We start from the raw sequence: 16,063 nt of genomic DNA on the forward strand, positions 1-16,063 counted from the left end.
CACTCATGCCCAGCGCCAAGGAAACACCAGATGAGGTTGCGCTTTCACCACCTGCTGCTGATACCCGTGCTCGGGGTGTGCCTGAGCGCCGAAGCCGCGCCGCTGGACGAACCGCTCAAACCCCTGCCGGCGGTGCCTCAACAGGACGCTCAGCGGGTAGCACTGGGGCGCCAGTTGTTCAACGAAACGCGTTTGTCGGTCAATGGTTCACTGTCCTGTGCCAGCTGCCACCATCTGACCAGGGGCGGCGCCGACAACAAGGCCTTTTCGATTGGCTTTACCGGTCTTCCGGTGGCGGTCAATACCCCCAGCGTACTCAACGCCAGCCTGAATTTCCGGCAGTTTTGGAACGGTCGCGCAGACTCCCTGGAAGCCCAGATCGACGAAGTCGTACAGAGCCCCAGCGAGATGGGCAGCAACTGGCAACACGTGGTGCAGACCCTGTCCGCCGATGCGGCCTACCGCACTTCATTTGCCAACGCCTACCCCGACGGGGTGACCAGGGACAACGTGCAGAACGCCCTCGCCAGTTACGAGCGCACGCTGATCAGCGCCAACTCGCGGTTCGACCAGTACCTGCTGGGCGATACCCAGATACTCAGTCGCGAGGAAAAGTACGGCTATCAGCGTTTCAAGGAATACGGCTGCATCGCTTGCCACCAGGGGGTGAACATCGGCGGGAACATGTACCAGAAGTTCGGCGTCCTGGGCGATTACTTCCAGGTGCGGGGCAACCCGGTGGAGGCCGACCTGGGGCGATACCTGGTAACCGGGGACGAAGAGGACCGCAACGTGTTCAAGGTGCCCAGCCTGCGCAACGTCGCAATCACCGCGCCGTATTTTCACGACGGCTCGGCCGCGACGCTCGAAGAGGCGGTGGACGTGATGTTCAAGTTCCAGCTCGGCCGTATTCCTTCGGCCGAAGATAAAAACCTGATCATCAAGTTTCTCAAGACCCTGACCGGCGAATGGGAGGGTAAAGCCTTATGACACTGTCCTACCGACGCAACATGACGCTGTTGGGCATCGTCGCCCTGATGCTGGCCTCGACGCTGCTGTTCCTGTACCTCAAATCCAGCGCGGACCAGACCACGACCTACGCCGAATCCAGGGACTTGATCGGCCGCATCAAACAGCTGAATGCGCAGTGGGAAACCGAAATCCTCAAGGCCAGGATCGCCATCAGCCACAATTATGACCCATTGGTTTCGCCACTCACCGAGATGACCCGGCTCTGGCAACGATTCGATTCGATGGAGTCAAGCCACGACCGCAATGCCTCGGCCGCCTGGCGCACCAGTCATGATGCCTTCCTTGCCGCCCTCAAGGAAAAAACCCGCCTGGTCGAACAATTCAAGTCGCACAACGCCGTGTTGCGTAATTCACTGGCGTTTCTGCCCACCGCCGAGGACGACATCCAGGCGCAACTGGCCGAACTGGTGGACGGCGACAAACTGCAGTTGCAGAACATCGCCACTGACACCTATGACTTGCTGCTCAGCAGCCTGGAATTCGCCCAGGTCACCTCTGATGGCAAGGCTGCCGACATTCTGCTCGGCTTGAACAAACTGAAGGTCAACAAAGAACGCCTGCCCGAGCAGTTTCACAGCCCGATCGACATCCTCAGCAGCCATATCTCATTGATCCTGCGCGAACAACCACTGGTCAACCGGCTGCTGGAAAACATCGAGGCCATCCCCGTGGCCGAACGCCTGGACGACATTACCGACCTGCTCAACACTGACCAGCACAGGACCGAAGCCGTCGACCAGCGCTACCACTTTTCCATGCTGATATTTTCAGTGTTGCTGGTGCTGTGCCTGGTGTACCTGACCATTCACCTGATGCGCAGTTTCAGGGTGATCCAGCGAGTCAACCAAGCCCTGGAAGCCGCCAATGACGACCTCGAATTGCGGGTAGAAAAACGCACCCGTGAACTGCGCGATACCCAGAGTGAACTGCTCGACACTGCACGCCAGGCCGGGATGGCCGAGATAGCGACCAACGTGCTGCACAACGTCGGCAACGTACTCAACAGCGTCAACATTTCCGCCGACCTGGTGACTCGTAAACTGCGCGCCAGCAAGGCCCAGGGCCTGGCCAAGGCGATGCAGCTGATTAACGATCATCCAGGGGATCTGGGCACCTTCCTGACCCAGGACCCGAAAGGCAAACTGCTTCCCGGTTACCTCAATCAACTGGTGGAAGCGATAGCCCTGGAGCAGCAGGGCATGAGCGAGGAACTGGCGCAGTTGAGCAAGAGCGTCGATCACATCAAGGACATCGTCGCCACCCAGCAATCCTATGCGGGCGCCAACAGCCTCATGGAGCCGTTGTACATCAGCGAATTGCTCGAAGACGCCCTGCGCATGAACGCGGGCGCCCTGACCCGACATCAGGTGACGGTGGTCAAGGATTACAGCGCATTGCCGCAAGTCATGGGTGACAAGCACCGGCTGCTGCTGATTCTGATCAACCTGATCAGCAACGCCAAATACGCGATGTCGGGCCTGAGTAATCGTGCGCGGCAAATGACCCTGGCGGTGAAAATCATCGATGACACAACCCTGCAAGTCAGCGTCAAGGACGACGGCGAAGGCATTGCCGAGGAAAACATCACGCGGATCTTTGCCCACGGTTTTACCACCCGCAAGGAAGGTCACGGCTTCGGTCTGCATAGCTGCGCCCTCGCCGCCATCGAGATGAACGGCCACCTCACCGCCCACAGCGACGGCCCGGGCAAAGGCGCCCTGTTCACCTTGCGGATCCCGCTGCACCTCGTACAGGAGCCAGCATGAGCGAGGGTTTCAACCGACGCATCCTGCTGATCGACGACACTCCGTCCATTCATGCGGATTTTCGCAAGATCCTCATGCCTCCCCCGGTGCAGACGCAGGAGATGGATGCGATGGAAGCGACCCTGTTCGGCAGCGAGACCGCACCGACCCGCGTGACGGTTGAGCTGGATTCGGCCTACGGAGGGCAGGAAGGCCTGAATAAACTGAAGTGGGCACTGGACCAACAGCGACCCTATGCCCTGGCCTTCGTCGACATGCGCATGCCCGAAGGCTGGGACGGCGCCCAGACCATCGAACAACTGTGGCAGGCAGACCCGCGCTTGCAAGTGGTGGTGTGTACCGCCTACTCCGATTATTCCTGGGATGAACTGCTCGACCGCCTGCACGCCCATGACCGGGTACTGATTCTGAAAAAGCCGTTCGACAATGTGGAAGTGCAGCAAATGGCCAATACCCTGCTGGCCAAATGGGACATGACAGAACGGGCCAGCTTGCAGATGAATCATCTTGAGCATCTGGTGCAGCGGGAAGTCGACGAGCGCAAACAGCTTGAATCACAACTGGTGCAATCGGAAAAACTGGCGTCGCTGGGGCAGCTCGCCGCCGGCGTTGCCCATGAGATCAACAATCCCATCGGCTTCATCTCATCCAACCTCGGCACGCTCGATGGCTACTTCCAGCAACTGCAGGAAATGCTCGATGCCTATGGACAGGCAGAGACCTTGATCCAGGCCGGTGAGTGGGCCGAACGCCTGCAGCAGCTGCGCGAACGGATTGAACTGGACTTCCTGCGCGAGGACATTCCGCTGCTGATCAAGGAGTCCAAGGACGGCATCAACCGGGTCGGCCGGATAGTCAGGGACCTCAAGGATTTTTCCCGGGTGGACGCCAATCAGGAATGGCAGTGGATCAACCTGCAGCAGGGCATCGAGTCGACCCTGAACATCGTCGCCAACGAACTCAAGTACAAGGCCGATGTGCTCAGGGAGTATCAGGTGCTACCCGACATCGAGTGCCTGCCCTCACAAATCAATCAGGTGTTCATGAACCTGATCGTCAATGCCTCCCAGGCGATTGGCCCGGAACGCGGCACCCTGACCCTGCGCACCGGGCATGCTGCGCAGTCGGTATGGATCGAAGTGCAAGACACCGGCTCCGGCATCGCACCGCAGAACCTGCAGAAAATCTTCGACCCGTTTTTCACCACCAAACCCGTGGGCCAGGGCACAGGCCTGGGATTGTCCTTGTCCTACGGCATTATCAAGAAGCATCGCGGAGAAATCACGGTTCGCAGTGAAGTCGGCGTGGGCACCACATTCCGGGTCGAGTTACCCATTCGCCAGAGCAGCCAGGTCGACTGACGCCCCGCGAGGCTGGCATCAGCGGGTTCACCAGCGCAAAGTCTTGATCGGCGGTGGTTCCTTGACGACGATAAACCCGTAGTCGCCAATCAGGTATATCCGGTAGTACGGCCTGTCCACCAGCGCTGGATAGGCCAGGTATCCCACGCGCGTGGCATTGCGCCGTTCCTTCTCGGCGACCACATTGGTGATGCCGACGCCGGGAAGGTTCTCGGCCAGTATGTAGAAGTCGATGTTGAGCAGGTAATGCAGCACCGGCATCTGCCTGAACGAACCGGCCGCGCCGGTCAGCCAGTGGTCGGAATAGGTCACCGACAGGTAGATACGCTTGGCTTCGCGCAGCTCGCGATGGGCGCTGATGTCTTGCGCAAGACTGCCCAGGGCCTGGGTGGCGAAGGCTTTCTGCACGGTCAGCACCCGGCCGTAGGCGTAGGACAGCGACAGCATCGCCAGCAGCGGTAAGGCCAGCAGCAGCGGCAGGCGCGGGTGAAGCCGCGCCAATGCCAGGTGGCCGAGGTAGAACAGCAGCACCAGCAGCACGGCGAAGCCCATCAAGGTTCTGGCGCCTTCGTTGAAGTCGCGAAATAACAGCGCCATGCCCGACACAAGCAAGGTCACCAGCGGTAGGGTCAGCAGGCATACCAGGCCGATGGACAGGCGTTTGGCTGCGCTGTCCGGACGCCTGGAAATCTCGCGCCCCAGCCCTGCGGCGCCCGCTATTGCACACAACAGCAGCCCGGCCAACACCCAGGTAAAGCCGCCATGGAACAGCAACTGCACCTTTTCCAGTACGCGGCCGATATTGATCAGCACCTGCAGCCAGGGATCGGCGTCCAGGTTCAATAACAAGGTGCGATTTGCCTCGGTAAACGGGTAGGCGGTCACGCCGTAGATCAACGCGCCAAGGGCCGCCTGGGCGATTCTCCAGCCGATCAGATCTCGCCACTTGCGCCATTCCAGCTGGTCATGGGCGCCCTTCAGGACCTCCAGGCAGCACAAGCCCAGGAACACATTAAAACTAATCTGATACAAGCCCAAACCCAGCGCCACCAGACCGGCCGGCACAAGCCACTGCAGGATGCGCGAGGGGTGGTGAAAACTGATCGCGTAGACGACCGCCACCACGCTCAATGCCATCGCAGGGCCATCGTATTGATAAGACAGGTTCTGCAGAAAAAACGGGTTGTACCACAGGGGCAACACCACCAGGCAGTTGGAGACCCTGGGCTCGCGCCAGTAGTGAAACGTCAGGCGGGTCAAGGCCGAAGCCATGGCCAGCGTGGCGATCAACAGCGGCAACGGAAAAATGTTCGGCGCGCCAGGGCTCAAAGTCAGGGCGTTGTACATCAGCTCGGCGAACAACCGTCCCTGCCCTGCCCATTCCATGCCGCCCGACAACGCGCGCCAGTTGTCATCGATATAGCGGTAGTCGGCAAGGATCAGCGGCAACACATACACCAGCGTCGCCAGCACAAACAACCACCAGGCCTGGCGCCGCCCCAGCTCACGGGTGAGAGCGTCACGCAGTCGGCCCATGTTAAAGATCGCGCCCCTGCCTGGCGCCTACGATGTCCCTTATCACATAACGCGGTCGATGCTTGGCCTCGATGTAGATGCGGCCGACGTACTCGCCGAGAATGCCGATGCCGATCAGTTGAACACCGCCGAGAAACAGAATGGCGGTCATCAGCGAGGGGTACCCAGGGACGCTGTTACCAAAGAAGATCTTGTCCAGCACCATGTACACCGCATACAGCACGGCAAAGACTGAAATGGCACCACCGATGTAGGTCCACAGGCGCAACGGCACCGTGCTGAACGAGGTCACGCCCTCCAACGCCAGGTTCCACAGTTTCCAGCCGTTGAATTTGCTGTTGCCGGCCACACGCGAGGCGCGCTCGGACTCCACCACCACGGTGTTGAAACCGGCCCAGGACAGCACGCCTTTCATGAACAGCTGATGTTCCGGCAGCGCGCGAATCACGTCGACGACCTTGCGGTCCATCAGCCGGAAATCGCCGACATTTTCTTCGATGCGGGTGTAGGAAATGCGATTGAGCAGGTGGTAGAAAAGTGATGCACTGTGGCGCTTCATGTAGCTGTCGGCGCTGCGATCACGGCGCTTGGCAAGCACCACGTCCGCCCCCTTCAACCACTGTTCGATCAACAACGGGATTACGCTGATCGGGTCCTGCAGGTCGACGTCCATGGGAATCACCGCATCGCCGGTGGCATGTTCAAGGCCGGCGAACAGCGCGGGTTCCTTGCCAAAATTACGCGAAAAATTGATCAGCACGACCTGCTCGTCGACCTGCGCGAGCGCGGCCGCCTGTTCGGCTGTACGGTCCGTGCTGCCGTCGTTGATGAAAACAATTTCGACTTCGGTCTGGTCCAGTTTCAGCTCGTTGCGCACGGCCTGGTAAAACAGATTGATGGCCTGCTCTTCATTGAACACCGGCACGATGAGCGAGATTTTCATACCTGATGCTCGCGGAAGACAACGTATTTGGAGAAGAGGAAACCCAGCACCAGGCTCAATGCGGAAAACAGCCCGACCGTGAGCAGGCCATGCAGTCGCCAGACGTCGGCAACATGGCCCACCCCCAGACTCAAGGCACCCATGGTCACCAGGAATAGAGCATAGTTGGCGACCGACGTTTTGCCGTCGAAGGTGAATTGCGCGTTCATGTAGAAAGAGAAAGAGGCGGCCACGCAGAACGCCATGAGGTTACTGCTGGCCTGGCTGAAGTCAGCCGCCACGCTGAGCAGGAAAAAAATCTGCCAATGGATCAGCGTATTTGCAATCCCGATCACCGTGTAGCTGGACATTCCTTTCCACAAGCGTCTCATGGCGCCCCCTCCGTTGCTGACTACCGTCATCCTCGGCACATAAGGGTTTGAGCTTGGCGACTGTCAGAAATCACAGGCGGGGGTATTTTTCAGACCGGCGGTGAGGTCCTTTTCAAAAAAAAAACCCCGATCGACAGACCGGGGCTTGGGCATTTCACCTACGTAGACTCAGGGAGCTGAACGCACCGCACCCTGGGATACATTGGTCGGCTGCAATTTGAACACGTAGAACAACACCGTCAGCAGCACCAGGAAGGCCGGGCCGACATACAGCGCCACGCGGGTGTCCGGGAAGTAGGCCATGAGGCACACCACCAGCACCAGGAACGCCAGCGCCAGGTACGAGCTGACCGGGAACAGCCACATCTTGTATTTCAGGCCGGCACGTTCGCTGGCGCTCAGGCCTTTGCGGAATTTGAGCTGGGCCAACAGGATCATCACCCACGTCCAGATCGCGCCAAAGGTGGCAATTGCCGTCACCCAGACGAAGACTTTCTCAGGCACCAGGTAGTTGAGCAGCACGCCCAGCAGCAAGGCGCCGATCGACAGCAGCAGTGCGCGACGCGGTACGCCGTTGCTCGAGGTCGTGGCAAAACCGGCCGGGGCCTGGCCATTCTGCGCCAGGCTGTAAAGCATGCGCCCGGTGCTGAAAATGCCGCCGTTGCAGGACGACAGCGCAGCGGTAATCACCACGAAGTTAATGATACCGGCTGCAGTCTTGATGCCCAGACGCTCGAAGGTCATCACGAACGGGCTGCCCTGGGTGCCGATTTCGTTCCACGGGTAGATCGACAGGATCACGAAGAGCGCGCCGACGTAGAACAGCAGAATGCGCCAGAACACCGAGCCGATCGCGTTCGGGATTGTCTTCTGCGGGTTTTTCGCTTCGCCGGCGGTCAGGCCGATCATCTCGACGCCGAGGTAGGCGAACATCACCATCTGCAGGGACATCAACACGCCCTGTACGCCGTTGGGCATGAAACCGCCGTGGGCCCAGAGATTGGAAATCCCCAGCGCCACGCCGTCGTTGCCGAAGCCGAACGCGATCACGCCAACACCGCCGATCACCATGGCAATGATGGTGACGATCTTGATCAGGGCGAACCAGAATTCGAATTCGCCGAAGGCTTTCACAGCGATCAGGTTAATCGAGCCCATGCTGATCAACGCCGCCAGGGCCCAGATCCAGCGCGGTACCTCGGGGAACCACACACCCATGTACACCGCCACGGCGGTGATTTCCGCCACGCAGGTCACCAGCCACAGGAACCAGTAGTTCCAACCGGTGAGGAAGCCCGCCAACGGGCCCAGGTAATCTTGAGCGTAACGGCTGAAAGACCCGGCGACCGGGTTATGCACGGCCATCTCACCGAGCGCGCGCATGATCACCAGGATCGCCAGACCGCCGATGATGTAGGAAAGCATGATGGCCGGGCCGGCCATTTCGATGGCCTTGGCCGAACCAAGGAACAGACCGACGCCGATACAGGCACCGAGCGCCATCAAGCGAATATGCCGTTCGCCGAGTTCGCGTTTAAGCGGGCCGCCCTGAGCGGTCTCGCCGTGGGGCAGGTGATTGCCGACTGGCATGGGGGTACAACCTCGTCTTGTTATTGGATATGACCACCGAGTAACCAAGCGCGGGCGGGTCGCCATTGCTTGCCTGAAACCGGACCTGCTTCGTGGGCAGAACCGTCTTGTAGGACAAAACCTCCAAGATCAGCGGGGCGTGCAGTATAAAAAGCTTACGGCAGGGTTTTTCACTCTATAAACCACGACATTCAGCGAGAACTCTCGGGGAAAGACCGGTTTGCGGAGGGGCATTACCTGGACCTTGTAGGAATTTTCGCAGCTAAAACGGCGCGAAGTATTGCACGCTATTGGTGCGTCGTCATGTCCCTACTTAGGCCGTATTTACCCGCGAACAGCTCTATCTCAAGCCTGTCGGGCAAATCCTGGGCATTACTTGCATTCCAACCTGCATTCCAACTTGCAATACAACTTGTAGGAGCTGTCGAGTGAAACGAGGCTGCGATCTTTTGATCCGTTTTTTTAAACACAAGATCAAAAGATCGCAGCCTCGTTTCACTCGACAGCTCCTACGGGCTCCTGCGGGCTCCTGTAGGCTCCTGCGCACAAGCTTGTTCACAATTTTTTCGCCATCGCCAACCACCGACTAAGCTTCAGACAAGTCCGATCAATCTGCGTGAATGGATCAGTCGACTATGGGCGCTTTGTGGCAAACCGATTCGAGTAAAACCGTGGTCCAGACTGAAGCTGTGGATGAAGCGCCGTCACCTGAAAAACCCCGTGGTTCAAAACATGGGTGGAAGGCTTTTTTCCTGTTGCTGTTGATTATCCTCATCGTCGTCGGCTTGGCGGCCGCCAAGGAAATGCGCACCTCGAAATTCCAGTCCAGGGAGGTCAGCAAGTATGCCGCGACGCTCAATTACGACCTGCAACCCGGTCCAAGCGATGCCATTCGCTATCCCGGCGCGGGTCCTTTTGACCTGCGCCTGGGCTACAGCTCCCTCGGGGAATTTCTACCACGCCTGATCAAGCGTGATTACGTGGTGAAGTCGCAAACCCGTTTCTCCCAGGCGTTGATGGACTACAGCGACAAAGGCTTGTTTGTCCCCTACGCGGAAAAAATCCAGGCCGGGCTGTCAATCACTGACTGCCGGGCGGCCCCCTTGTATCAATACAAATACCCGCAACAGTTGTACGCAAGCTTCGATGCGATTCCGCCAGTGGTGGTCAGCAGCCTGCTGTTTATCGAAAACCGCTTCCTGCTCGACCCGCGTCAGCCCCATGCCAACCCGGCGGTGGACTGGCCACGGTTCGGCATGGCCGCCTGGTCGCAGGTTGCAAAATTGCTGCACATGCCCGGTCAGTCGGCAGGCGGCAGCACACTGGCGACCCAGCTGGAAAAATACCGGCATTCGCCCGATGGCCTGACGGTGTCCGGTGCGGAAAAGATCCGGCAGATGATTTCAGCCACCGTGCGCGCTTATCAGGCCGGGCCCGACACCCTGGTCGCCCGGCAAAACGTTGTGCGTGACTACCTCAACAGCGTGCCCCTGTCCGCCGTGCCCGGGCATGGCGAAGTGCACGGCATGGCCGAGGGTTTGCGCGTCTGGTACGGAGCCGATTTCAACCAGGCCAACCAACGCCTGGCCAGCACTCAGACGGATCCGAAAAGCCTGGCGGAAAAAGGCCTGGCCCTGCGCGAAATGTTATCGCTGATGATCGCCCAGCGCCGCCCTTCGCATTACCTGACCAAAGGCCACGATGAACTGGCCAGCCTCACCGACAGCCACATTCGCTTACTGGCGCAGAATGGCGTGATCGACGCGCCGCTGTCGGCCGCCGCACTGGCCAGCAAAGTCACCTATCGCGACTGGGCCACGCAGCCGACTATCCAGCCGATCGAAACCAATAAAGGCATCAGCGTCGCCCGCAGTCGTCTCGGCGGCCTGCTCAACCGTCCGCTGTACGATCTCGACCGGCTTGACCTGTCGGCCACCAGCACCCTGCAAGGCGACCTGCAAACCCAGGCCACCGAGTACCTCAAGCACTTGGCCGACCCCGTCTTCGCCGCGCAAATCGGCCTGATGGGCGAACGTCTGCTGACCCCCACCAGCACCGCCCAGGTGCGCTACAGCTTCACCCTGTTCGAACTGACCCCGGACGGTTCCCGGGTACGAGTCCAGACCGACAGCACCGACCAGCCCTTCGACATCAACGAAGGCAGCAAGCTGGAGCTGGGCTCAACCGCGAAAATGCGGGTGATGACGACTTATCTGCAAATCATCGCCGAGCTGCATGATAAATATGCCGCCATGACCGTGCCGGAACTGAAGAAAGTCGAGGTCCCGGACCAGGATCGCCTGAGCCGCTGGGCCATCGATTACTTCATCCAGAACAAGGACCGCAACCTGCAAACCATGCTCGGTGCCGCGCTTGATCGAAAATACTCCGCCAGCCCCGGCGAAGCCTTCTTCACCGGCGGCGGATTGCACACCTTCAACAACTTTCGCAAAGAGGACAACGGACGCCTGCCCACCTTGCGCGACGCGCTGCGTGAGTCGATCAACTTGCCTTTCATCCGCCTGATGCGCGACCTGGTGCGCTACACCACCTACTCCGGCCCGAACAACAGTGCCGAATTGCTCAAGGACGACCGCGACCCCAGACGCCAAGAGTACCTGGCCAGTTTCGCCGACCGCGAAGGCACTTCGTTCCTGCTGAAATTCTGGAAAAAGTACAAGAACAAGGACACCCAGGCGCGCCTCGAAACCTTCCTCGACGGCATGCGGCCGACGCCGATTCGCATGGCCGCAGTGCATCGTTACCTGCTGCCGCAAGCCAGCCAGGAAAGCTTCAACAGCTTCGTCCGTTCGCACCTCAAAGGCGCCAAGCTCACGGAAAAACTCACGGACGAACGCCTTGAGCGGCTCTACGAAAACTATCGTCCTGGCGCCTACGACCTGCCCGACCAGGGCTTCATCGCCAAGGTCCACCCCCTGGACCTGTGGTTGATGGGTTACCTGCTCAACAACCCCGACGCCAAGTTCAGCCAGATCGTCAAGGCCAGCCAGTTCGAGCGCCAGGAAGTCTACAGCTGGCTGTTCAAGAGCCGACACAAAGGCGCCCGGGACAGTCGCATCCGCACCATGCTGGAGATCGAGGCTTTCCTCGACATTCACCAGCGCTGGCAGAAAGTCGGCTATCCGTTCGATCACCTGGTGCCCTCACTGGCCACTGCCATCGGCAGCTCGGGCGATCGCCCGGCGGCGCTGGCTGAGCTGATCGGGACCATTCTCAACGACGGTGTGCGCATGCCGACGCTGCGCATCGACAGCCTTCACTTCGCGGTGAACACGCCCTATGAAACCAGCTTGATCAGTAATCCGGATGCCGGCAAACGGGTCATGCCAACCGAGGTTGCCAGGGCCATGCGCGAAGCCCTGTCGCAGGTGGTAGATGCCGGCACGGCCAAACGGGTCTCCGGTAGTTTCATCACGCCCGACGGCAAACCATTGGCCATGGGCGGCAAGACAGGCACCGGGGATAACCGTATCGAAGCCATCGGTTCGGGCGGGCGGATACTCAGTTCGAAGTCGATCAACCGCACGGCCACCTTCGTGTTTTTTATCGGCGATACCCACTTCGGCACCATGACCGCATTCGTACCCGGTCGCACGGCTGAAGCGTTCAAGTTCACTTCTGCCCTGCCGGTGCAGGTGCTCAAGGGGATGGCGCCGATACTCACGCCCTACCTGCAACCCGGTAGCCAGACCCAGTGCCAGCCGCCGGTGGTTTCTCGGCTTTCTTCGAACTAATCGCGACGCCGCCTTGTCCAGCAGTGGTTGCTGTGCATGACCCTGCTAGACGAGCAATTCCAGCGTCAGCCACTGATCGCCGACGCTTTTGAGCCAGGTGCCGATCCGGCCCAGGCAAGCGCCCAGCGCATGCAGGTCTGCCGTGACGGCCCAGGAGTGTCGGCAACCCTTTGCGCAAAGCGCTCAAGAGCCTCCGCCAGTTGTTGCAGTTGGTGCTGACGGGTGTAATTGCCCTGCAGCAACGCCTTGTGTTCATCGGCAGCGCCCTTGAGGTCTCGTAAGACCAGCAAGCCATCGAAGATCAGTTGATCCAGGACATGAGTCAGGGCCTTCCAAGCCAGGTGCGCAAAAACCGTACACTGGCGCCGGCTGAAGGCGGCCCGGCGCACGAGCGTTCAGGAAGGTCTTGAGATAAAGGACAACTTGGGGCTTGCACCTCACGTAGCGCATTGCATGGAAACATCGCTGGCAAAGCTTATCAAAATCAAGAGCGTAAGCATCCTGACAACCTTTTGAACGGCGCATTCATAAACCGCTCCCTGGCTTCAATAAGCGGCCGCCCACGCATGCCCTCGCACTCGCCTGCGCAAAACGCTTTTAGGGTATTGCCTGCCAGGCAACCGTTCGTCGAGCGACATTGCCCATCAATAAGATATATCTTACGCTCTATCTAAACACGACATAGAGCAAGAAAAATGAGAGACCATCATTCCCCCCACCGTGAACACGGCGATGGCCGCGACGGCTTCGAAAAACGCCCAGGCCGCGAGCGGGGCGGCCGTGGCCCACGGGTGTTCGCCCCGGGCGACCTGAAGCTGCTGCTGCTGGCGCTGATCGCCGAGCAGCCCTGCCATGGTTATGACCTGATCCGCCAGATTGAAGGCCTGTTCGACGGTGCCTACAGCCCCAGCCCCGGAGTGATCTACCCGACCCTGACCTTCCTTGAAGAAAGCGAAATGATTCAGGGCGACGCCGACGGCGGGAAAAAAAGTTACCGCATCACCGACGCCGGCCGCTTGTCCCTGAGCGAGCAAGCCGTGGCGCTGGACGGCGTGCGCATGCGCATCGATGTCAGCAAACGGTCGTTACGCGGCCATGACCGCCCCGCTGAAATTCACGAAGCGGTGCATAACCTGCGCCATGCCCTGCAACTGCACCACGGTCGCTGGAGCGCGGCAGAAATCGTCCGTGTCGCCAGCCTGCTCAATAACACCGCCAAAGCCATCGTCGACGGCCCTGCCGTTCAAGCAGCCCAGGAGAAAGCCGAATGACTGCAGTGCAGACCCAAACCATTCACCGTGTCACGCACGAGATTAAACGCCGGCGCCTGGAAGTCTTGCGCGTGGTCGACCTGACACCACGCATGCGGCGCATTACCTTGGGCGGGCCGGAACTGGCGGGCTTCATCAGCCTCGGTACCGATGACCACGTCAAACTGCTGTTCCCACAGAATGCGGCTGAAACAGCGGCGCTGGAAACCCTGGTACTCGGCGCCGGCAAAACCGAGCAACCGCTGCCGGCCATGCGCGACTACACCCCGCGTCGCTACGACCTGGATACGCTGGAGCTGGACATCGACTTCGTGCTGCACGGCGACGGCCCCGCCGCGACCTGGGCCGAACAGGCCGAACCCGGGCAGTTCCTGCACATCGGCGGGCCACGGGGGTCGATGATCGTGCCGGATATCTTCGACAGTTACCTGCTGATCGGCGACGAAACCGCCCTGCCCGCCATCGCCCGGCGCCTGGAAGGCCTGGCGGCCAATCGGCGGGCCCTGGTGATCGTCGAAGTGGAGAACGGCGCCGAGCAGCAAAAGCTTGAAAGCCCGGCCGAGGTCCAGGTGATCTGGGTCTTGCGCGAAGGTGGCAAGGACCACCTGTTGCGCACGGTCAAACAACTGCAGGTACCTGCAGGCAACCTTTACGCCTGGGTGGCGACCGAGGCCAGGACCTCGCGGCAGATTCGCCGGGTGCTGCTGGATGAGCATGGGCTGGACGATCAATTCGTCAAGGCGGCGGGTTACTGGCGGCTGGACGACACGGTTGAACAATGAAGCTGGCGCAGGGCAACGCATAACGCCGCCCTCAAAGCGTCGCTGACCTGCCGAGCCTTACCGGGGATTGCGGCAGGTACTGAAGAAAAAAGATTGTCCTCATGTATGCGGCATTACGGCGGCGAATCCAGCCCAGCAGTGGCTGCCCGGCCTGGATCAGCAGGCCGCCTGCGACCCGCTCCATGCGCGTCGGAATTACGACGATATGCCGGCGTTGATTCAGGCGCTGGAGGAATTCAAAATGCTGAACGTTACATTAGAATCATAGATCTCGACCTTTAAATGCGGGGTTCCTGATCCGCTGGCAAACCAGTCACTCGACGGTGGCTGGTTCTGCGTTCAAACCTGCGAATCCCAGATCACCGTGACAGTGCCCGAATACGTCGTACCGGTCTCCATCGATGGGACCCTACTGGCCGGGATTTCAAAAGACAGTCTCCCCGGAGCTGAAACGTAATTGGAAACTTTGAATTTTTTCGGGATCAATGCCGAGAGCTTATAAACTGGCACCCAGCCTCCCGCCTCATCTATCAGGCCTGCAGGCGCTTGGAAAAAGGTATCCAGCTTTACAAGCTTGCCAGTCGTACTTTTCAAAGCGCAGTCACTAGACAGGGTCATCTCGCAACGTAATTTCACGGTAAACGGTGAAGAAGCGTCGAGATGGAAGCCAGTTTGACCCAGCAAAAATGTTGGCGGTCGCCCAATGCTCTCCCAGTGATCCCAGCCTCTCGGAGGGGAAAGCACCACTTTATTGCCACCAAAGATATTGACCCGCAACACGTGAGTGACTCTCAGCGTGACTTTCACCGAGATATTGCTCTGATACGGCGTCAGAAAATAACCAGGTTCAAACTCGGTCGCCACATTATAATTAATGAGGCCTTCGTAGATCCCTGCATCCATTTCATAAGGGTTGGGTGTATCGACCTCATAAATAAAGTTCATCGAGTCAAGATACAGCCCGGGAAGACTGTACCGTGTCTTTTTCCCGCAGACTGCCCCCTCCGGGCCGTACCAGAAAAAATTGTACAAACCCATCGACTTTCCCGAATCAAGGCCAGGTACAGCGCGGCATGGAGCATTGATGTCCTGAAACCATCCACCGACCCACAAAGACTTATGCCCCTCTGGTGGGTTCTTGCCCGTGATAGACAAGACGGTCGCAGGGCTAAGATCATATCGGGCACCAACACCGCGTATATGAAGTGTTACCGAATATTGCTTTCCGTTGACGCCTTTTACCGAGAAGCGCGAGGCAGACGGTATCCTGAACTGGACCGTATTTTCTCGGAGGTCATAGATGGGGCCACTGTTGAACCGGACATTTACTTTCGAACTTCCTGTGTGCGGTGCGGCGCACTTATCGGGGTGCTCTGCACAGATCCCGGTGATAGACGATTTGTTAGTGAATTTTTTGTCGGGAGCGCCCTTGTCTGGCACAAACTCAAAATCAATATCAACGTTAGCCGCACAGGCTATCCCTGCAGCGCCTGCGAGGACAGCTACCAGTAAACCGCGAAGAAGTATTGAAGTAGAAATACGCGATAGGTCCATTTATCTTGCTTCCCTTTAAACATTAAATACGGCACCGACCTCCATTAACTCAGCGCTTTCATTACGGATGCAATCCAGACAGCAAAGTTTATGAGAAATCGA

13 protein-coding genes are annotated in these 16,063 nt (G+C 59.0%); 7 read left to right on the top strand and 6 right to left on the bottom strand.

Annotation, left to right across the window (positions count from 1 at the left end; all coding sequences use genetic code 11):
* Window positions 1-30 precede the first annotated feature (30 nt).
* The 3 genes from AAEZ05_RS13325 to AAEZ05_RS13335 are packed head-to-tail and all read left to right on the top strand — an operon-like array spanning window position 31 to window position 4,159.
* Window positions 31-990, top strand: coding sequence for a cytochrome-c peroxidase (locus tag AAEZ05_RS13325; protein ID WP_045058028.1), 960 nt, complete (start codon window positions 31-33; stop codon window positions 988-990).
* Window positions 987-2,798 carry a DAHL domain-containing sensor histidine kinase gene (locus tag AAEZ05_RS13330; RefSeq protein ID WP_350647717.1) on the top strand — a complete coding sequence of 604 codons (1,812 nt, stop codon included), beginning with the start codon at window positions 987-989 and terminating at the stop codon, window positions 2,796-2,798. The genes AAEZ05_RS13325 and AAEZ05_RS13330 overlap by 4 nt, the downstream gene beginning before the upstream one ends.
* A complete protein-coding gene (locus AAEZ05_RS13335; protein ID WP_045058030.1) occupies window positions 2,795-4,159 on the top strand; it encodes an ATP-binding protein in 1,365 nt (454 codons plus the stop codon). Before AAEZ05_RS13330 ends, AAEZ05_RS13335 begins: the two co-directional genes overlap by 4 nt.
* 27 nt (window positions 4,160-4,186) lie before the next feature.
* Here AAEZ05_RS13335 and AAEZ05_RS13340 read toward each other — a convergent pair whose 3' ends face one another.
* The 4 genes from AAEZ05_RS13340 to AAEZ05_RS13355 form a co-directional block, all read right to left on the bottom strand.
* Complete coding sequence (locus AAEZ05_RS13340) at window positions 4,187-5,695, bottom strand: glucosyltransferase domain-containing protein (RefSeq protein ID WP_045058031.1); 1,509 nt, start codon at window positions 5,693-5,695, stop codon at window positions 4,187-4,189.
* Window position 5,696: 1 nt separating this feature from the next.
* Window positions 5,697-6,638: a glycosyltransferase family 2 protein gene (locus AAEZ05_RS13345; RefSeq protein ID WP_350647719.1), complete on the bottom strand. Its 942-nt coding sequence runs from the start codon at window positions 6,636-6,638 to the stop codon at window positions 5,697-5,699.
* A complete protein-coding gene (locus AAEZ05_RS13350) occupies window positions 6,635-7,009 on the bottom strand; it encodes a GtrA family protein (protein ID WP_045058033.1) in 375 nt (124 codons plus the stop codon). The genes AAEZ05_RS13345 and AAEZ05_RS13350 overlap by 4 nt, the downstream gene beginning before the upstream one ends.
* Before the next feature lie 168 nt (window positions 7,010-7,177).
* Window positions 7,178-8,599 carry an amino acid permease gene (locus AAEZ05_RS13355; protein ID WP_045058034.1) on the bottom strand — a complete coding sequence of 474 codons (1,422 nt, stop codon included), beginning with the start codon at window positions 8,597-8,599 and terminating at the stop codon, window positions 7,178-7,180.
* Between the two features lie 635 nt (window positions 8,600-9,234).
* Here AAEZ05_RS13355 and AAEZ05_RS13360 point away from each other — a divergent pair.
* Window positions 9,235-12,354, top strand: a complete 3,120-nt coding sequence (locus AAEZ05_RS13360; protein WP_350647722.1) for a transglycosylase domain-containing protein — start codon at window positions 9,235-9,237, stop codon at window positions 12,352-12,354.
* A 65-nt stretch (window positions 12,355-12,419) separates the two neighbouring features.
* Here the strand turns inward: AAEZ05_RS13360 and AAEZ05_RS13365 are convergent, their stop codons facing one another.
* Window positions 12,420-12,743: a hypothetical protein gene (locus AAEZ05_RS13365; protein ID WP_045058036.1), complete on the bottom strand. Its 324-nt coding sequence runs from the start codon at window positions 12,741-12,743 to the stop codon at window positions 12,420-12,422.
* Between the two features lie 306 nt (window positions 12,744-13,049).
* Between AAEZ05_RS13365 and AAEZ05_RS13370 the strand changes: the two genes are divergently transcribed.
* The 3 genes from AAEZ05_RS13370 (at window position 13,050) to AAEZ05_RS13380 (ending at window position 14,675) form a co-directional block, all read left to right on the top strand.
* A complete protein-coding gene (locus AAEZ05_RS13370; RefSeq protein WP_045058037.1) occupies window positions 13,050-13,625 on the top strand; it encodes a PadR family transcriptional regulator in 576 nt (191 codons plus the stop codon).
* Window positions 13,622-14,407: a siderophore-interacting protein gene (locus tag AAEZ05_RS13375; RefSeq protein WP_045058038.1), complete on the top strand. Its 786-nt coding sequence runs from the start codon at window positions 13,622-13,624 to the stop codon at window positions 14,405-14,407. The genes AAEZ05_RS13370 and AAEZ05_RS13375 overlap by 4 nt, the downstream gene beginning before the upstream one ends.
* 67 nt (window positions 14,408-14,474) lie before the next feature.
* A complete protein-coding gene (locus AAEZ05_RS13380; protein ID WP_152644237.1) occupies window positions 14,475-14,675 on the top strand; it encodes a hypothetical protein in 201 nt (66 codons plus the stop codon).
* A 71-nt stretch (window positions 14,676-14,746) separates the two neighbouring features.
* On the opposite strand, the gene AAEZ05_RS13385 is transcribed toward AAEZ05_RS13380, so the two are convergent.
* Window positions 14,747-15,961 carry a hypothetical protein gene (locus AAEZ05_RS13385; protein ID WP_152644238.1) on the bottom strand — a complete coding sequence of 405 codons (1,215 nt, stop codon included), beginning with the start codon at window positions 15,959-15,961 and terminating at the stop codon, window positions 14,747-14,749.
* Between the last annotated feature and the right edge of the window lie 102 nt (window positions 15,962-16,063).

The organism is Pseudomonas sp. HY13-MNA-CIBAN-0226 (assembly GCF_040310305.1).
GTDB classification, from domain to species: Bacteria; Pseudomonadota; Gammaproteobacteria; order Pseudomonadales; family Pseudomonadaceae; genus Aquipseudomonas; species Aquipseudomonas gregormendelii.